The organism is Fictibacillus phosphorivorans, from assembly GCF_023715845.1.
Taxonomy (GTDB): domain Bacteria; phylum Bacillota; class Bacilli; order Bacillales; family Fictibacillaceae; genus Fictibacillus; species Fictibacillus phosphorivorans_D.
Genome location: NZ_JAMBOR010000032.1, coordinates 1 through 17,692, shown reverse-complemented (window position 1 = coordinate 17,692; position 17,692 = coordinate 1). Strand labels below are relative to the sequence as shown.

Genomic DNA, 17,692 nt, shown 5'->3' with positions numbered 1-17,692 from the left:
CTGATAACTAGTCAAAGAAGCCTAGTCAACAATCAAATGCAGCATTTTTTATAAAAAAGAGTTTATTTCATGTTACAAATCGACTATTTTCGGGAATATGACAATGAGAAAAATGGCGAGGGTGGGTATTAAGCATGAATGATTATCATCTTAAGATTGAGGATTACTTACAACTTTTAAAAAATAGGTACAAAAAGGGAAAACTTAAGGCTAAACAATACCATAAAAGAATCGAGCTTATTAACATGTGGCACATTCGGGGTGTTGTTAAAGTACCTAAGGAATAATTTAAGTAATGATAGAGACATGTCGATAAATAGATAAACACGACTTGAATTGGCAGGTGCAGCATGAGTTCAATAAGCAATACATTCAAACAAGCTGAGCTTACGAAATATGATTATATGATTCATATTGCGTTTGCCGTTCTTCTTTGTTTATATAGTTTTCTGTTACTATTCGCAAACAAAATGCTAGGTTTTTTGTTCTTTATCGTTGGGCTACTCTTGCTGGGTACCGCAGTTTGGAAAGGAATCAAACCTATATTTTCGATAACGGGAGTCACTGTTATGCTGGGGCTCCTGTTTTATAGCAGAATTCTTTGGTTTGAGGCTCTTCAAATTCTACCGTTATTTTTTTATGAAATCTTCCAAGTTTTATTTTTTCTTGGAACAGGATTAGGAATAGCTCTGCTTTATCGTTTAGCCGTTAAATCAGCTCCGCTTACGAGTCCATTGAATAGACACATCATCCATGGGATTTATTTTTTGACGGCTATCCTCTTAATGCCCTATACCATAATAGTGAGCTATGGTGCTTTTATGCAAGGGGAAGTAAGCGGTGTGTTCTGGTCAATTTTAATCCTTCTTTTATGGGGGATTTTATACACGGTTCAGCTTATAACGAATAAGAATAAACTTATGAGGAATGGTTTGTTTGTTCTTAACATCTGCATGGGATGGTGGACGATTAACAGGTGGATAATGATCCTTTCATAAGAGAAGAGAAGCCCGCGGGCTTCTCTTTATTAGTTTCGTCTTATTTTTGCCAATAGATGAAGGATTTCGAAGTATAACCAAACTAAGGTTACCATCAAACCGAATGCGCCGTACCATTCCATGTATTTGGGAACTCGCTGGCGCGCTCCATATTCGATAAAGTCAAAATCAAGAACCAAATTAAGTGCGGCTATGACTACAATAAATAGACTGATCCCAATACCCACCGGTCCAGAACTATGAAGGTAGGGGATGCTGATGCCGAAAAAGCCTAATATAAAACTTGTTAGATAGACCAGCATGATGCCGACGGTTGCCGAAAAAACAATCAATCTAAAATTGTGTGTAACTTTAATGATTCGAAGCATATAAGCAAGCAGTAGAGCAAACAGCGTCCCAAAGGTTAATGTGGCAGCCTGCATGGTGATTCCGTTAAACTGCGATTCGAAGCTTGCCGATATACCGCCTACTGCCAATCCTTCTAAACCTGCATAAATAGGTGCCAAAAGCGGTGCTGTTCTAGGAACGAAAGCAATGATTAAAGCTGAAATGAGCCCACCGATCACACCAATCATAATTAAAGGACCTACAGATTCCCCTAAGTTATACTGATGCCACGTATAAATGGAAGAAGCCATCAAAATAATCAATAAAATCAATGTTTTATAAACTGTACCTGATAATGTCATCTGTTTACCAACAGTTGTTGCCCCGAATTTATTAAAGGTTGTACTCTTTAAAGCAGGATTAGCACTTCTCATAAAACTACCTCCCTTACTTTTTTCACAAATAACTATACGATTTTTTTATTGTGAAGTTTCATTTTTAACGTATTTACTTGTCTCCAATTTAAGACACTAGGCCATCATAATTAATTATATAATCATGAATAATTAGGAATTAAAGACTATTTTAGACATAGACCGACAAATATCTCATAAAATGGATGTAATATATAGTTGAAAGAAAGGAGGTGAAATTGTGCGAATTCCAAGCATCATATTGCAAGGTTTGATCGCAGGTGCCATCCTTTTTATTCCTAATGAAGTTTTTGCCGAGAAGAATAATGACGAGAAATCTAATTCTTCAGCTGAAATAAAAACGCAGAACCTTTCATACCTTAAACAAGGAAACAGTAAAACGAATTCTTCAAAACCAGAAGCTCTGGAGGGGAATGTGTTAAATCCCAATGCTTCCAGTAATGTATCGAAAAGAATGAAAGGGTTTACAACAGGGTCTAATGGTTCGGAAAAAAGGTATGAAGCAAGTAAAAAGAATACTGCTGATACAGGAAAAAAGTCTTCTCAGCAAGCAAAAAACTCAAACGGACTAAAAAACTCAGTTCCACCAGGACAACTCAAAAAGAATGTGTCTATAAATCAGCCTGAGAAGAAAAGGGCTGAAACATCAAAGAACGTACATACAGAAACAACGATTAAGCAATCAGTACTGCCTGAAAAAGGAGTAAGGGAAAAGCAAAAGAAGGAACAGGTTGTATCAAAAAAGAAAATCGAAGTGCAGCCTTTAAAAGCTGTATCAAGACTTCCAGTTAAGTTACCTTCTAAAGGATTTCCACAACAACCGGATTCTAAGGCGACACCAGTAACTGCAGGACAAAACTCTTCTCATTCATCATCGTCCACCAAGGACGCTGGAAATGGGGGTACGGCATTAGCTAATGTTAAGGCCCATTTAGTCCTGCCACTGATCTTTGCTGATAGTGAAAAAGTTTCTGTGTATTTTAGCAGAATGGACCTCTTGAGAAGTCAATGGGTGAACGCACCGCCATCAATGCCACCAGAAAAAGCTCTTTAATTTTTCATGTAGATGTTGGATTGTTTTTAATCAACCATTTGAAAATTAAGGAGCGAATAATAATGAAAAAAGTCAACCGTACATTTGTAAAATCTTTCGTGTTTGCTGGAACATTAACTCTTGCGGTAGTGATAGGAACAGGAGCAGCTGAAGCGGCTGGTAACAAATCTGAACAAGCGATTAAGGTTCAAAGTTCAAAAGTTTCTAACGGACAAGTACAGGCCAAAGATGAGAAGTATGAAAAACCTTCTAAATTTAATGGGAAAGTTCAAAGACCCGTACAAGCTCAAAAACCGGTCAATCCTGGAAATAAAACAAAACCTGTTAAAATCGAAAAGCCTTTGAAAGATAAGAGTCACTCTCAAGGGGCAGAGCATGCAAGTGAAACGGCAAAAAAGCATGCTGCTCCTAACTCAGCTGTTCACTCAGTTCCTGCTGAAAAAGAAGAGCCAGTTGTAACTGAGCCTGTAATAAAGGAACCAACTGAGGTTACAATCCCAGTTGAGGAAGAAAAAACGGAAGTAATTGAAATTGAGATTCCTGAATCAAGAAGTGATGAAGGTAATACAGATGAAATTAAGAGTACAGATTCAAATCGCAATGAAGAAGAAACCGATGAAAATTCTGATGATGAAGCTGTAAAAGAAGACAAAGAGGACTCAGAATCTAAAGAGATCCAAGAGGAAAATGAAGATAATCCTGTTAAAAAAGAAGAACGTACAGATGTAATTGCTGACGATGATGCATGGAAAGAAGATGAGGATTCTGAAGAAGAAGAATCTGAAGAAGTGAAAGAAAACAAATCTCTACAAAACAAAATCCACTCTAATGCTAATGAGCGTTCGAGTGAAAACGCGAAGCTTCATGCTGCGCCAAATGCAGCAGTGCATGCTGTAGATGGGGAAGAAGAAGTAACTGAAAAACCAGTGACAGAGGAGACTGTTACGGAAGAAGTGACTGAAGAAGCTCCAGTTGTTAAAGAAATAAATTCCGAAGAAGCAACAGAAGAACCTCAAACAACAGAAGAAACAACGACTGAAGTAGAATCACCTAAAGAAGTTACGGCTCTTTTAAATAAGATTCGTTCCATGGCAGCAGAGCACGCGAGTGAAAATGCGAAACTTTATGCAGCAATCAATGCAGCAATATTAGCAGTTGAAGATGCAGTAGAAGAAAATTCTCCTGAAGTTGTTGAAGTACCAGCAACTGAAGAAACAATAGTAAACAAAAAATAAAACCTTTTAGAGCCAGGGGAGTTTCCTCTGGCTTTTTTGTTTTGTATTAAAAAAACTAATTGCTCTCATAAAAGATAACTATATATTCCAACGTTTTCTTTTAAAGGAACAGGGAACTATATTCTTGAGTACTAAGGAGGTGGGTTAGTTGTTAAAGACCGGCGATCGAGCACCAGCTTTCACATTGCCGTCCACGCTGCATAAAGATGTTTCTTTGGCGGATTTCAGAGGCAAGAAAAATGTCCTTGTAGCATTCTATCCGCTGGACTTCACCCCTGGTTGAATAAAGGAAATCACCTCTTGGAAAGAGGATTATCAACGTTTTAAAGATGCGAATACAGAAGTCCTTGCAATCAGTGTGGATCATATTTATTCCCATAATGTTTTCGCCGCTAGCCTTGGTACACTTCCTTATCCGCTTTTAGCTGATTGGCATAAGAAAGTGACAAAAGATTTTGGCGTGTTGAACGAAGAGAATGGCACCGCTATTCGTTCCTGTTTTGTAATTGACCAAGATGGGATTATTCAGTACAGCAACCATAAGTTTGATGCTAACGAAAAACTGCAATATGAGGAAGTATTCAAAGCTTGTGAAGACTGTAAAAAAGAAAAATAAGCAGGACAAGGAACAAAAGCCATTAAGCAACATGACAAAAAGTAAAGCTGCATGAAGTGGCTTTATTTTTTGTTAAGCGTTGTACAAACCCTATGAATACGGCGCCATCTTTATGATGATGTGTTACTATAGAAGAGAAAATATGCTGATATAGGAATAGGAAGGAACCGGCTTGATGAATATATTTCTTACCGGAGCTACCGGATTTTTAGGTGGACGCTTAATTCAAAATTTGTCGCGGGAAGGCCATACCTTATATGTACTTGCGCGTAATATAAAAAAAGCAGAACAGCTTCTTCAAAAAACAGCTGATCATACAGGTGACATTCATATTATTAAAGGTGATATTACTGTCCCTGATCTTAGTATGGATAAAGAGACGCTGAAGGAGCTTGTAAATAAGATTGATGTTTTCTATCATATGGCGGCACTTGTTAAGTTTGATCTAGATCTTAAAGACGAGCTGTTTCAAATAAATTATACAGGTACGAAATATGCTTTAGAAGCAGCTGAAAAGATGGGTGTATCGCATTTTTATTATGTGAGTACGGCTTATACATTAGGAAAAGATGAATACGCAGAAGAAAAGCTTCATTCGCTAGACCGTTCTTTCAACAATCCTTATGAGGAGAGCAAGTGTAAAGCTGAACACCTCTGCATGGATTTTAAGAAATTTTTCAATGTTACCATCTTAAGGCCTGCCATTATTATCGGAGATTCGAAAACAGGTGAAGCCGATTCGAAGTTTACTCTTTATGGGTTGATGAGAAGTCTGGAAGTTTTCAAGAAGAGATTTCAGCGTAAAGGGATGGGAGACCGTGTGTTTCATCTGTTGTGTGAGGAAGGAAGCACACAAAATCTAGTGCCAGTCGATTATGTGGCAGATGTACTATCAGATGTGCTAAAAATGGGCAGAGAAAACAACATTTATCACATCACGAACAGCCAACCTCCGTTAAGTGCAGATGTATTTCAAATCATGCGAGAAAAGGCTGACCTGGAACTATTTAAGCTTGCACCATATGATTATGAACCCTATCTAAGTGAGGAAGAAAAGCTGTTGAACAATGTTGTGGATGTATATAAAAACTATTTGAATCGAAACATAGTGTTTGAAGATTCCAACACGCAACAGCTGCTTCAATCATTCAATAAAGAACCACTTCAAATGGATGAAGAGATGATCAATCGAATTATTAAAGGCTACCATGATCGTTCAACCATAAAATAATAATCCGAATGCATCTATTTACAAATTATGCATATACTGGTATAGTGGAGAAGAAAATAAATGTAACAAAACCCAAGGAGGGATGTATGATGAGACAACTTAAAGGATTGACTTCAGAGAGTGTATTGTTTCTTGTACAGCCTATTGGGACAATGAAGGAAAGCAGATAATTATTCATTTGATGTGAACCTTTCTGCGATTAAATTTGTCATTTTAACCATGGGCTGTGCAATCAGTTCATGGTTTTTTATATGAAAAAGAGGTTATTTGCACCTCTCTTTCTTTAAAGGACCGTATACTGCGGTTCTTTTTTATTTAAAAATAATAGACAACTTTTATTCGGAGGGTATCACATTGAATTTAAAATCTTTAGGTTGGAACCAAACATTTGAAGAAGCTTTTAAAACATATGAGAATCAATCACTAGTTCCTGGCAGAATCAGCGTTGAACATAAAGGACTTTATAGCGTTTTGACTGAACATGGAGAACTGTTAGGTGAGATTACAGGAAAAATCCGATATAACGCTACAGGAAGACATGATTATCCGGCAGTAGGTGACTGGGTAGTTCTTTCTGCAGTTCCACAGGAAGGGAAAGCTTATATTCATGGAATCTTGCCTCGAAAGAGCAAGTTTTCAAGGAAAGCTGCAGGTTTGACGACAGAGGAACAAATTGTAGCGACTAACGTAGACACTGTATTTTTAGTTAATGCTTTAAATCAGGATTTTAATCTGCGCAGGTTGGAACGCTATCTATTGATGGCGTGGGAAAGCGGTGCAGCACCAGTTATCGTTCTAAGTAAGGCAGATCTTTGCGAAGATATACAAAAATATATAGATGAAGTGGAAACGGTAGCTTTTGGCGTACCGACTTTCCCAGTCAGTGCGGAAAAAGGAACAGGTCTTGAAGCGTTATCCTCCTTTATTAAAGAAGGAGAAACCGTCGCACTTTTAGGATCTTCTGGGGTTGGAAAGTCAACACTAGCCAACCAGCTTTTTGGCCAGGATGTATTGAAGACGAACGATATTCGTGAAGATGATGGAAAAGGAAAGCATACGACGACACATCGTGAATTGCTCGTTCTTGAAAGCGGCGGAATACTGATTGATACACCAGGAATGCGTGAGCTGCAGCTTTGGGAAGGGGACAACAGTTTAAGTCAGAGCTTTCAGGATATTAAAGGATTCGCAGAAAGATGCCGATTCCGTGACTGTGCACATAATAATGAACCTGGATGCGGTGTAAAAATTGCAATCGAGTCCGGTGAATTGGATGAAGAGCGGTATAGAAGTTACTTAAAGCTTCAGCGTGAACTCGCTTATTTTGCAAGAAAAGAAGATCAAAAGTTGGCTCTTGCAGAAAAAGCGCGATGGAAAAAGCTTGCGGGTGACCGTACGAGAGTACACAGAAAATAATAGAATAGATAACAATCATCCTCAAAAGGAATGTGCCTTTTGAGGATTTATTATTTTTATCAGCGTTTTTGTTCTAATCAATTTCTTATATAAAAAGGTTTTGGATAGGGAATCATCAAATTAAGAAGAGTAGAGGAGGGATAGAAAGTGGCTCAAACATTTACGATTCAAACACACCAGCGTGACGAAATGTACGAGATTACAAGTTCATTGAAAGCTTATCTAGAGGAGCAGCATGTAAAGGATGGTGTCATGTATGTGTATTGTCCGCATACAACTGCAGGTATTACGATCAATGAAAACGCAGATCCTGATGTAGTTAAGGACATGTTGATGAGACTTGATGAAGTATATCCGTGGGAACATCCAAAGTACCGGCATGCGGAGGGTAATTCATCTTCTCATTTAAAAGCCAGTACAGTCGGTTCTTCACAGGTTGTGTTCATCCAGAACGGGGAATTGTTACTTGGAACATGGCAAGGTGTCTATTTTTGTGAATTCGATGGACCAAGGAATAGAAAATATCACGTAAAAATACTACCAAATCACACCTAATAAATGAATCCGCTGAATAGGATCAGCGGGTTTTTTTATTCCCCTAATTTATCCTACTAAAGGGCTAGTTTAAAAAACGTAAGGAATTTTGTTGAATATTAGGGAAAACTTTTAAAATTAAAATAAAACATCTAAATTTTCAAAATTTTAGTTGTCTCCTTCCGCAGTTTAATGTACTATTTTTTTTAAATAGTTATAATTATCAAAATATTCTTAATAAGGGGGATTTTTAGGTGGGGATTAAAAAAGGGTTAAAAGTATTAGCAGCATCTGCTCTGTCTTTAGGACTTTTAGCAGGCTGTAATGCTTCAGGGGGATCAGAAACTAGCGGAAGTGGTGGAGGCAGTGGAAAGGTTATCAAAATTGCAACACAGACTCCATTATCAGGCGGAAGTGCCACACTTGGAGAATCTATTAAACTTGGTGCCCAGCTGGCTCTTGAAGAAAACAAAAAGAAGTTTGAAGACTTAGGGTACAAGCTTCAGCTTCAGCCATATGATGATCAAGCTGACCCTAAGAAGGGTGTAGCGAATGCTCAGCTCATTGGGTCAGATAAATCGATCCTTGGGGTAGTAGGTCACTTAAACTCAGGTGTTTCTATCCCGTCATCGGAAGTTTATGAAAAGTACAAAGTTCCGATGGTTTCTCCGGCCAACACAGCTACGGAGGTAACAGATCGCGGACTTAAAACGGTAAACCGTATCGTTGCACGTGACGACTTCCAAGGTCCTGCAGGTGCTGAATTCGCAATGAATCAATTAGGAGCTAAGAGGATTTTCGTTATTCAAGATAAAACAGCTTACGGAACAGGTCTTGCTGACGCGTTCAAAAAGGCGGCTGAAGATGCAGGGGCTGAAATTCTTGGATATGAAGGGATTACTGTTGGAGAGAAAGACTTCAATGGTGTACTTACACAAGTATTGTCAAAGAAACCTGATTTAGTATTCTTTGGCGGACTTTATACAGAAGCTGGACAGCTGATTCGTCAAGCACGTGACAAAGGGATTCAGATTCCTTTCATGGGTGGAGATGGAATGGACTCGTCAACTCTTGTTGAAATCGCAGGGGATTCTGTGAAAAACGTATACTATACATCTGTTGCTGCTGATCCGAGTAAATCAGAAGACGGTAAAGCATTCTCCTCAAAATATAAAGAGAAGTTTAACAAGAACGTAGAATCCTATTCTGCATATGGCTACGATTCTATGAGTGTTCTATTAAAAGGCCTTGAAGCGGCAATCGAAGGCAGTGATGGAGATCTTCCAGCCCGTGAGAAAGTGGCAGAAGAAATCCGTAAAATTCAAGATTTCCAAGGTGTAGTAACAAAAGTTGGATTCGATGACAAAGGTGATAACAAGTTCGCTAAAGTATATATCTATAAATTCAGTGAAGCTAAATATCCTGGAGTTCAAGAAGGCGAAATCAGTAAGTAAACGATCGTTTACATGAGAGGGAGTGACCCTAACGGCCATATCCCTCTCTTTTTTATAAACTCCCTAGTTGTGAAAGAGAGGAATATTTATGTTAGCTGAAATTTTACAAAGTTTGCCTCAAGTTCTTATTGATGGTATAGCACTTGGTGCAATTTATGCGGTTATCGCGCTTGGATATACGATGGTTTATGGAATATTAGAACTTATTAACTTTGCTCATGGTGAAATTTTCATGACTGGTGCATTTATTGGTGTAGCGATGCTTATATTGATGACAGGAATGGGCTGGCTGGCCGCTATGCCTGCTGTTCTGGCTTTAATTCTCGTGTTGGTGATTACTTCCATTCTTACAGGATTCATGGGTGTAGGGATTGAACGGATGGCTTATCGGCCACTCCGGAACTCACCTAAACTTATCACACTGATCTCTGCAATCGGTGTCTCGTTTTTGCTTCAAGATTTGGTTCGTTTTATTACGGAATACAAGAGAGGAAACTACATTTTAACGGGTCCTTCCATGTTTAATGAGCAGTTTGCTATTAAATTTTCTAGCATATCTTCGTCATTTAGTGACGCATTCTTTAAGACTTCTACGCTCATTCTAATCATCTCTGTTGTGATAATGATGGTTGCCTTAGACTTTTTCGTTAATAAAACGAAATGGGGGATGGCGATGAGAGCTGTTGCACAAGATCGTGAAACAGCATCACTCATGTCGATCAACGTAAACAAAGTCATCTCGCTAACGTTCTTTATCGGATCAGCTCTTGGAGGAGCAACGGGTGTGCTGTTTGCCGTTCAATATGGAACGATCGATCCTTACATTGGTTTTATTCTTGGATTAAAAGCTTTTACAGCTGCTGTATTAGGCGGAATCGGAAATATCCGCGGAGCAATGGCAGGGGGTATTATGCTGGGACTTCTTGAAATGTTCGCAGCCGCCAACCTTCAGCTTTTGACTGGCGGTTTCTTTGGAGCCGAATATAAAGATGTATTTGCGTTCGCGATCTTGATCATTGTTTTAATTTTCAAACCAGAAGGACTGTTTGGAAAAGCAGTTACTGAGAAAGTGTAGGTGAAGGTACATGCATAAGCTGACAAATAAACTTAAAGGCAACAAGCTGGCTCAAATCATATTGCTCGTGCTTTATGTGTTAGTAACTTCACTGAGCTTATATTTAGCTCAGGCATCTGTAACAGCATTTCTTCTTATGTTATTTTCTTTGCTCATCTTATACTACACAGAACTACCTGACCGATTAAAATGGGTAATCGCAGGTGTGGTATTGATTGGTGTCATCCCCTTCGTTTCAAGTACAGGGCCAGGATATCAGTCATATATGGAAGTGGCTACAGTAGTAGGAATCTATGTTGCGATGGCACTAGGTTTGAACATTGTTGTCGGTTTAGCCGGACTCTTGGACCTTGGGTTCGTAGCGTTCTTTGCGATTGGGGCTTACACGTATGGAATCTTTGCGACAGGTCAGGCAGCTAATTTTATGCCTTTCGGAAACTTTCCGTTATCTGGAGAGAGTTTCTGGATTTTCATTCTGATCGGTTGTTTTGTTGCAGCCCTTTTCGGCGTGCTTCTCGGAATACCAGTTCTTCGTGTAAAAGGAGATTATCTTGCTATCGTAACACTCGGCTTTGGGGAGATCATCAGGATTGTTTTTAATAACCTTGATAAGCCTGTTAATATCACGAATGGTGCGATGGGGCTTGCTTCTGTTAAGCCGCCAGAGATTTTCGGCTATCAGTTCGTTTATCCGAATCAGTTTTACTTTATTGTTCTTGGAATCTTGCTTTTTGTCATTCTAGCTGTAAGAAGATTTGAATATTCAAAGATCGGCCGTTCATGGAAAGCGGTAAGAGAAAATGAGATTGCTGCCCAATCGATGGGGATCCATCTTGTAAGAACAAAGTTGTTGGCATTTGCGATCGGTGCCTCTTTCTCTGGAATGATGGGGGTTGTCTTTGCGGCTAAGCAGACGTTCGTCGATCCTACAAGTTTTACCTTATTGGAATCTATTACGATACTTGTAATGGTTATCTTAGGCGGGATGGGAAGTGTGCCTGGCGTTATTTTAGGGGCTGCTGTAATCACGATCTTAAATCTGCAAGTTCTAACGGAAGTTACGAATTACTTGAACCAGTTAAGTTTAGACGGAGTAATCAGCTTTCCAGAGGCTCTTGCTCCAGCAAAAATGCAGCGATTTATTTTTGGAGCTATCTTAATCATATTTGCCATCTATCGCCCACAAGGATTAATTCCTGCGAAAAACCCTGTGTTCGATGAGGAATCTTTAAAAGAAGGTTCCAAAAAGCACAGAAAAGAACAAATTACGGTTGAACCTGATAAAGGGTTTCAAGCATAAGGGGGCGGGCGCATATGTCTATATTAACAGTGAGTAATTTAACGAAACAATTTGGCGGTCTCGTTGCAGTTAATTCAGTGGATATCACCGTTGAGAAAGGATCGATCACAGCCGTTATTGGTCCGAACGGAGCGGGGAAAACGACTTTTTTTAACCTGATCACAGGTGTTTATCAGCCTGATAATGGGAATGTCCAGCTTGGATCAACTTCCTTAATCGGAAAAAAACCGCATGATATTGCAAGACAAGGTATTGCACGAACGTTTCAGAATATACGATTATTCTCAAATGTTACCGTTTTAGAGAATGTTATGACGGGTCTGCATAAACAATTAAAAGCAGGCTTAGTCGGAACGCTTTTTCAGACAAAAACGGTGCGTGAGGAAGAAAAGCGTGCCCAGGAAGAAGCGTATCATTGGCTTGAATATGTAGGTCTGGCGAAACACTTGAATGAAGATGCTAAAAATCTTTCTTACGGTGCGCAGCGAAGGTTGGAGATTGCTCGTGCACTTGCAACAAAACCGAAGCTTCTACTGCTCGATGAACCGGCAGCAGGGATGAACCCAAGAGAAACGCGCGAGTTAACGGAATTTATCCATCGTATGAGAGAAGATTTAGATGTGACGATCGTATTGATCGAACATGACATGAAACTCGTAATGGAAATTTCAGAACAAATTTTTGTCTTGGATCATGGTGTAAAAATTGCTGAAGGAAAACCTGCGGAAATTCGAAATAATGTAAAAGTTATTGAAGCTTATCTTGGAAAAAGTGCCGTAACGCCAGCGTAAGGGGGAGAACGATGAGTATTTTGCAGTTAAATGATGTGAACACATTTTACGGTGGTATTCATGCGCTAAAAGGGATCAGCATCTCTGTTGAAAAAGGAGAGATTGTTACATTAATCGGTTCGAATGGCGCAGGAAAATCGACTACATTAAAAACAATCAGCGGACAGGTGATGCCAAAAACAGGCTCGGTTATCTATGAAGGAAAAGACATTTCAAAGCAACCGGCACATTTAACCGCACAAACGGGGATTGCCCATGTCCCTGAAGGAAGAAGAATATTTCCCAGATTAACGGTTAAAGAAAATCTAGAGATGGGTGCTTTTGTTGTTAAAGATAAAAAGGTCATTAAAGAAAGAATGGAAAAAGTGTTTCAATACTTTCCACGTCTTCAGGAACGTTTGAGTCAAAAAGGTGGAACCATGAGCGGCGGTGAGCAGCAGATGCTTGCGATCGGTCGTGCGTTAATGTCAAAGCCTCGCTTATTGTTATTGGATGAACCGTCCATGGGCTTAGCACCGGTTATTGTTGAACAAATCTTTGAGATCATCAGCGAATTAAATAAAGAAGGTATGACGATTCTTTTGGTCGAACAGAATGCTTATCAGGCTCTTCAAGTGGCACATCGAGGGTATGTGATTCAAACGGGAGAGATCGTGATGGCTGGACAGGGTCAAGAATTAATAACAAATGAACAAGTCCGAGAAGCATATCTCGCTTAATGTGCCGAGAAGAAAACCAGGCTGAAGAAAAGCCCGGTTTTCTTTTTGCTGTAGAATTCCTTTTGAAATGGGTGAGAGATGGTATAATTTAAAAGGAAGAAGAAAGGGGTATGATTCATGATTAAAGTACTCTTTGTTTGTTTAGGTAATATATGCCGTTCACCAATGGCAGAAGCTTTATTTAGAGATCTCGTTAAAAAAGAAGGGCTAGAAGAGAAAATCTCAGTAGATTCTGCAGGAACAGGCAATTGGCATGTTGGTGAACCACCGCATGAAGGCACAAGAACGATTTTAACGAAGAATCAAATCTCATTCGAAGGTCAAAAAGCGCGTCAGATTAAAACGAACGACCTGACACAATACGATTATATTATCGGAATGGATGCCGAGAACATCGGAAACATGCATAAGATGGCTGGGCAAACGGAAACAGGCATGATCGCAAGACTTCTGGATTTTGTGCCGGAGAACGAGTTTGAAGATGTACCAGATCCTTATTTTACCGGTAACTTTGAGGAAGTGTATGACCTCGTAAAAGCTGGATGTGAACGATTGCTAGTTGAAATTAAACATAGAGAATCCCTTTAACTAGGAGGAGTAACCATGGGTGAAATCAGACAATTGTCATCAGAGTATGAAGTACGTGAAGCATTTCCTGTGATGAGCCAGCTACGGACGCACCTTTCCGAAGACTTGTTTTATGAACTGTTTCTCCAAATGCAACAAGAAGGTTATACGCTTTTGGCTAATTATCATAATGAAAAGATTGTTGCACTAGCAGGTTTCGCCATACTCACAAACTTGTATGATGGGAAACATGTTTATCTGTATGATCTGATCACGGATGCAGAAGAGCGGTCTAAGGGATATGGGGAAGAACTGCTTACCTTTTTAGAATCATTTGCCGTTCAAAACAATTGCAATTGTGTAACGCTGAGTTCGAATGTGAACAGAAAAGATGCTCATCGTTTTTATGAAGAAAAGATGCATTATGAGAGACCGAGCTTTGTTTTTAAAAAACGTTTTTAAAAAGGGATTTAGTGATTGATGTGCTTTGTTGCATATTGGAAGAAGGTTAATTTCCGCTACAGAACTCGCTTTCCGCAGGGTGTGCGGTGAGCCCCCTTTTCGCTTTGCGACCTAAGTGGTCTCACCTGTCCCACTCATCCTGCAGGAGTCTCGTCTTTTCGCTTCAATTAACTGCAATGGAAGAAAAACATATATAACCAACATCCTTTTGTAAAAATATATATAAATAAAAATAAATCAGAAAACCACCACAGGGGATGTGGTGGTTTCTGATTTTTATTCTTCTTCTAGGCTGGATACTGAAACGCTTTGTTTGTTGTTTGGGTCATCGAGTGGATGGATGGTTGCGGTTCCGTTTTGTTGATCGACATGTTCGATATATACGTTTTTCCCGTTATATGTGACTGTTGACATGTTCGCTGATTCTGAAATTTCTTGTGCGCGATGTGCGTCCATTTTTCGTTTCCTCCTTCTCATTTTCAAACATAATATTTGTAACTATGCCTCAAAATATCCTTATGTCCTGAAAAAAGCTGGCCCAAAAGATACGAGATCTTTTGAGCCAGCCTTATTTGTTTGATGGTATGTTCTTTGTGTTTCTTAATTAAGCACGGCTACGCATGCTGCGCATAATCCAGCTTACAATAAGTACAACAATGATAGCACCGATGATAGCTGGAATAATTGCGAAACCAGCAACAGTTGGACCCCAATCACCTAAGATTAAGCCACCTAACCAAGCACCAACGAAACCAGCGATAATGTTACCGATGATACCACCCGGTACGTCACGCCCTGTTAATAGTCCTGCTAACCATCCGATGATTCCTCCAATTATAAGTGCCCATAATAAACTCATTTAAAATTCCTCCTTTTTTTTGTGTGGTTGAAATATGGAATTATTCTTAAGTTACCCATTATAAAAAAATATAAACTTCTGTCGAAAAAAGTTTTTATCGTGTTAAGGAATGTTAAGGAAAGGGAATGATAAAGGCAATTATACAACTAGGGGTGAGAGGGCCATTGACTTTATTGCATATTCTTAAAAACATGAAGGCAAAAGCTTTCGGAATCGAATTCATGCATGGCTTTAAAAGAGGAGATGTCACAGGACTGGCAGCACAGCTAGCTTATTATTTTTTATTATCCTTATTTCCATTTTTAATTTTCTTATTAACGTTAGGTGCTTTCTTTATAGAACCTGCCGAGGCACTAAATCTCCTCGAACATTTTGTACCGGCTGAGGCAATGGATTCTGTAAGAAAGAATTTGTTGGCAGTGCTTGAGGGGAGAAGTGGGGGATTGCTTTCTATAGGAATCTTAGCAACCATCTGGTCAGCATCAAATGCTATCAATGCTGTTATTAAAACATTGAACGAAGCTTATGGCGTTGAAGAATGCAGGGGCTTTATCAAAACAAGGCTATTGTCGATCTTCTTAACGTTTGGTGTAGTGTTTGCCTTTATTGTAGCTTTGGTTTTTCCGGTGTTCGGCAAGATGCTGGGCAATGCGGCTTTTTCTTATTTAGGTTTAAGTGAAGAATTTTTGATGATATGGTCTGTCCTTCGCTGGCTGATCAGTTTCTTTCTCATCGCAACAGTGGTTTCCATTCTTTATTATCTGGCCCCTTGTAAAAAGCTAAAATATAGTGAAATCTGGTATGGTTCACTCGTAGCTACATTCTTTTGGCAGATTGTTTCACTCGGTTTTGCTTTTTATGTGGATCACTTTGGAAATTATTCGCAGACGTACGGAAGTATTGGTGCAATTATTGTACTCATGCTGTGGTTTTATTTAACCGGAATCGTACTCCTTTCTGGCGGTGTGCTTAATGCAACGTTCCATAAATATAAGGTCGATTTTGCCAAGAAAAGGGGCTTGTTAAAGGCTGAATGATCGGAAAAACTAGTAGTACCTTGGTGAAGGAGGTTTGCTATATGGGAAAAAGCAACAAACAAAACACAAACCATAGCAAAGACAACAAAAACGAAAAGAAAAACAAGACAAGCAGCAGTGCTAACAAAAAGAATAACTTCCATTAATACACCAGTTATGTAAAGCTGCCCGGCCTACGGGCGGCTTTTTTTGCTTTAGGGCGAAGTCTTTAAGACGTTTTTAAGATTGTGTTATAATGTTTCTCGTTGTGCTTCTGAACAGAAAGGGAGGGAGATAAGATGGAAGAACTTATACTCTCATTTATTGAATTTTTAAAGCAATTTTCTTATTTTGGACTTATTGTTGCATTAACGTTTGAATTTGTTCCCGCTGAGCTGGTTCTACCGCTCGCAGGGTTTTGGGTTTATGAAGGGGATATGAACTACTGGCTGGCTGTTTTTGCGGGAACAATAGGAGGCACATTCGGTCCGTTGACGCTATATGCTCTTGGCAGATATGGTGGAAGACCTTTTCTAATCAAGTACGGAAAGTATGTATTTATTAAAGATAAAGAAATTGATGCGGCTGATCGTTTCTTTGATAAGTATGGAGCCGGAGTCGCGTTTTTCGGACGTTTTCTTCCTGGTGTAAGAACTACGATATCTATTCCGTGCGGCATGGCGAAAATGAACGTATGGGTATTTTCGATCTACACATTTATCGCGATGTTTCCGATCACAGCTTTTTATGTTTATCTTGGTAAGCAGTTTGGTCCACAGTGGAAAGATGTCGGCGCAAAGGCAGAAGAATATATGCTCCCCATCGCAGCGATTATCGCAATTGTTATTCTGTTGTTTATAGCTTTTAAAATGACTAGAAAAAGTCTTTTTTCTAGAAGTTAAATCTTGCGGAGAGATTTTGTGTCTTTTACCTGTATCTCCTTAAGACCTTAGCGTGTTAAACTAAAAAAGGCACTTATGGGAATTATTGAAATAAAGGCAGGAGAAAGGCAATATGAAAAAAGTTAGAATTTTTTTTAGTGTGATAGGTGTACTTTTCTTTTTGGTGTACTTAGCTATCCTTATTAAAGCCACGCTTTTCTCATTTAATGAATACGTATATGGAAAATCAGCGAACCTTGTTTTGTTCGATAGTATACGTCTCATGTGGAGAAGTGGAGATTACTATTTAATTTTTAAGAATATCTTCGGCAATATTATTTTGTTTTTACCACTTGGTCTTTTGCTGCCTTTAATTTTCCGTGTATTTAATTCATGGCGGCTTATGTTCGTAATCGGTTTTGGTACGAGCTTTATTATTGAAGTGCTGCAATACGAGTATGCAAAAAGAATCTTTGATATCGATGACATCCTTCTAAACGGACTAGGTGCAATGACAGGCTTATTTATCTTTAAGTTCTTTGCCCTGTTGTTCCGTCTCATGGAACGGCCATTTAAAAAGAGAAAAAAATAAAACCGTGAACTGTATCCCGAATAATGGACACTTATAAAAAGTCCGGTATTCGGGATTTTTTGTGTTCTTAAACAAGAAAACCGTTATAATCAAACCAAACAGGGAGAACGGGGAATCCACAGTGAGTAAAA

The 17,692-nt window shown here is 39.1% G+C and carries 20 protein-coding genes; 17 read left to right on the top strand and 3 right to left on the bottom strand.

Annotated elements, in window-relative coordinates; all coding sequences use genetic code 11:
• Positions 1-350: 350 nt before the first annotated feature.
• Entirely contained in the window at positions 351-998 is a 648-nt protein-coding gene (locus tag M3206_RS17750) for a hypothetical protein (RefSeq protein ID WP_251313849.1), read from the top strand.
• Positions 999-1,027: 29 nt separating this feature from the next.
• Here the strand turns inward: M3206_RS17750 and M3206_RS17745 are convergent, their stop codons facing one another.
• A complete protein-coding gene (locus tag M3206_RS17745; RefSeq protein ID WP_251313848.1) occupies positions 1,028-1,759 on the bottom strand; it encodes a Bax inhibitor-1/YccA family protein in 732 nt (243 codons plus the stop codon).
• 220 nt (positions 1,760-1,979) lie between these two features.
• On the opposite strand from M3206_RS17745, the gene M3206_RS17740 reads away from it, so the two are divergent.
• The 13 genes from M3206_RS17740 (at position 1,980) to M3206_RS17680 (ending at position 14,213) form a co-directional block, all read left to right on the top strand.
• Complete coding sequence (locus M3206_RS17740; protein ID WP_251313847.1) at positions 1,980-2,813, top strand: hypothetical protein; 834 nt, start codon at positions 1,980-1,982, stop codon at positions 2,811-2,813.
• Between the two features lie 62 nt (positions 2,814-2,875).
• A complete protein-coding gene (locus tag M3206_RS17735; RefSeq protein WP_251313846.1) occupies positions 2,876-4,048 on the top strand; it encodes a hypothetical protein in 1,173 nt (390 codons plus the stop codon).
• A 148-nt stretch (positions 4,049-4,196) separates the two neighbouring features.
• Complete coding sequence (locus M3206_RS17730; protein WP_285877018.1) at positions 4,197-4,664, top strand: redoxin domain-containing protein; 468 nt, start codon at positions 4,197-4,199, stop codon at positions 4,662-4,664.
• Between the two features lie 175 nt (positions 4,665-4,839).
• The gene (locus M3206_RS17725) at positions 4,840-5,895 is read left to right on the top strand and encodes an SDR family oxidoreductase (RefSeq protein WP_251313867.1); all 1,056 of its coding nucleotides are present in this window, start codon (positions 4,840-4,842) and stop codon (positions 5,893-5,895) included.
• A 354-nt stretch (positions 5,896-6,249) separates the two neighbouring features.
• A complete protein-coding gene (gene rsgA, locus M3206_RS17720) occupies positions 6,250-7,311 on the top strand; it encodes a ribosome small subunit-dependent GTPase A (RefSeq protein ID WP_251313845.1) in 1,062 nt (353 codons plus the stop codon).
• 147 nt (positions 7,312-7,458) lie between these two features.
• The gene (locus tag M3206_RS17715) at positions 7,459-7,866 is read left to right on the top strand and encodes a secondary thiamine-phosphate synthase enzyme YjbQ (RefSeq protein WP_251313844.1); all 408 of its coding nucleotides are present in this window, start codon (positions 7,459-7,461) and stop codon (positions 7,864-7,866) included.
• A 233-nt stretch (positions 7,867-8,099) separates the two neighbouring features.
• The gene (locus M3206_RS17710; RefSeq protein ID WP_251313843.1) at positions 8,100-9,299 is read left to right on the top strand and encodes a branched-chain amino acid ABC transporter substrate-binding protein; all 1,200 of its coding nucleotides are present in this window, start codon (positions 8,100-8,102) and stop codon (positions 9,297-9,299) included.
• 88 nt (positions 9,300-9,387) lie between these two features.
• Positions 9,388-10,374 (top strand): branched-chain amino acid ABC transporter permease, encoded by a 987-nt coding sequence (locus M3206_RS17705; protein WP_251313842.1) that lies wholly within the window; start codon positions 9,388-9,390, stop codon positions 10,372-10,374.
• Between the two features lie 10 nt (positions 10,375-10,384).
• Positions 10,385-11,674 (top strand): branched-chain amino acid ABC transporter permease, encoded by a 1,290-nt coding sequence (locus tag M3206_RS17700; RefSeq protein ID WP_251313841.1) that lies wholly within the window; start codon positions 10,385-10,387, stop codon positions 11,672-11,674.
• A 14-nt stretch (positions 11,675-11,688) separates the two neighbouring features.
• Complete coding sequence (locus tag M3206_RS17695) at positions 11,689-12,465, top strand: ABC transporter ATP-binding protein (RefSeq protein WP_251313840.1); 777 nt, start codon at positions 11,689-11,691, stop codon at positions 12,463-12,465.
• Positions 12,466-12,476: 11 nt separating this feature from the next.
• Positions 12,477-13,184, top strand: a complete 708-nt coding sequence (locus M3206_RS17690; protein ID WP_251313839.1) for an ABC transporter ATP-binding protein — start codon at positions 12,477-12,479, stop codon at positions 13,182-13,184.
• Positions 13,185-13,301: 117 nt separating this feature from the next.
• Entirely contained in the window at positions 13,302-13,772 is a 471-nt protein-coding gene (locus M3206_RS17685) for a low molecular weight protein-tyrosine-phosphatase (RefSeq protein WP_251313838.1), read from the top strand.
• A gap of 15 nt (positions 13,773-13,787) precedes the next feature.
• Positions 13,788-14,213 carry a GNAT family N-acetyltransferase gene (locus M3206_RS17680; RefSeq protein WP_251313837.1) on the top strand — a complete coding sequence of 142 codons (426 nt, stop codon included), beginning with the start codon at positions 13,788-13,790 and terminating at the stop codon, positions 14,211-14,213.
• Between the two features lie 276 nt (positions 14,214-14,489).
• Here the strand turns inward: M3206_RS17680 and M3206_RS17675 are convergent, their stop codons facing one another.
• Both M3206_RS17675 and M3206_RS17670 read right to left on the bottom strand, forming a co-directional pair.
• Positions 14,490-14,669: a small acid-soluble spore protein H gene (locus M3206_RS17675; RefSeq protein WP_251313836.1), complete on the bottom strand. Its 180-nt coding sequence runs from the start codon at positions 14,667-14,669 to the stop codon at positions 14,490-14,492.
• Between the two features lie 148 nt (positions 14,670-14,817).
• Positions 14,818-15,072, bottom strand: a complete 255-nt coding sequence (locus M3206_RS17670; protein WP_251313835.1) for a GlsB/YeaQ/YmgE family stress response membrane protein — start codon at positions 15,070-15,072, stop codon at positions 14,818-14,820.
• A gap of 164 nt (positions 15,073-15,236) precedes the next feature.
• Here M3206_RS17670 and M3206_RS17665 point away from each other — a divergent pair, with 164 nt between their 5' ends.
• The 3 genes from M3206_RS17665 (at position 15,237) to M3206_RS17655 (ending at position 17,561) form a co-directional block, all read left to right on the top strand.
• Positions 15,237-16,109: a YihY/virulence factor BrkB family protein gene (locus M3206_RS17665; protein WP_251313834.1), complete on the top strand. Its 873-nt coding sequence runs from the start codon at positions 15,237-15,239 to the stop codon at positions 16,107-16,109.
• A 278-nt stretch (positions 16,110-16,387) separates the two neighbouring features.
• Entirely contained in the window at positions 16,388-16,990 is a 603-nt protein-coding gene (locus tag M3206_RS17660; protein WP_251313833.1) for a DedA family protein, read from the top strand.
• A gap of 112 nt (positions 16,991-17,102) precedes the next feature.
• Positions 17,103-17,561, top strand: a complete 459-nt coding sequence (locus tag M3206_RS17655) for a VanZ family protein (protein ID WP_251313832.1) — start codon at positions 17,103-17,105, stop codon at positions 17,559-17,561.
• The last annotated feature ends 131 nt before the right edge of the window (positions 17,562-17,692 follow it).

Coding starts and splice junctions, on each gene's coding strand:
- M3206_RS17750 (WP_251313849.1), top strand. CDS start 351: ATGAGTTCAATAAGCAATACATTCAAACAAGCTGAGCTTACGAAATAT.
- M3206_RS17745 (WP_251313848.1), bottom strand. CDS start 1,759: ATGAGAAGTGCTAATCCTGCTTTAAAGAGTACAACCTTTAATAAATTC.
- M3206_RS17735 (WP_251313846.1), top strand. CDS start 2,876: ATGAAAAAAGTCAACCGTACATTTGTAAAATCTTTCGTGTTTGCTGGA.
- M3206_RS17725 (WP_251313867.1), top strand. CDS start 4,840: ATGAATATATTTCTTACCGGAGCTACCGGATTTTTAGGTGGACGCTTA.
- M3206_RS17705 (WP_251313842.1), top strand. CDS start 9,388: ATGTTAGCTGAAATTTTACAAAGTTTGCCTCAAGTTCTTATTGATGGT.
- M3206_RS17700 (WP_251313841.1), top strand. CDS start 10,385: ATGCATAAGCTGACAAATAAACTTAAAGGCAACAAGCTGGCTCAAATC.
- M3206_RS17695 (WP_251313840.1), top strand. CDS start 11,689: ATGTCTATATTAACAGTGAGTAATTTAACGAAACAATTTGGCGGTCTC.
- M3206_RS17690 (WP_251313839.1), top strand. CDS start 12,477: ATGAGTATTTTGCAGTTAAATGATGTGAACACATTTTACGGTGGTATT.
- M3206_RS17685 (WP_251313838.1), top strand. CDS start 13,302: ATGATTAAAGTACTCTTTGTTTGTTTAGGTAATATATGCCGTTCACCA.
- M3206_RS17680 (WP_251313837.1), top strand. CDS start 13,788: ATGGGTGAAATCAGACAATTGTCATCAGAGTATGAAGTACGTGAAGCA.
- M3206_RS17675 (WP_251313836.1), bottom strand. CDS start 14,669: ATGGACGCACATCGCGCACAAGAAATTTCAGAATCAGCGAACATGTCA.
- M3206_RS17670 (WP_251313835.1), bottom strand. CDS start 15,072: ATGAGTTTATTATGGGCACTTATAATTGGAGGAATCATCGGATGGTTA.
- M3206_RS17660 (WP_251313833.1), top strand. CDS start 16,388: ATGGAAGAACTTATACTCTCATTTATTGAATTTTTAAAGCAATTTTCT.
- M3206_RS17655 (WP_251313832.1), top strand. CDS start 17,103: ATGAAAAAAGTTAGAATTTTTTTTAGTGTGATAGGTGTACTTTTCTTT.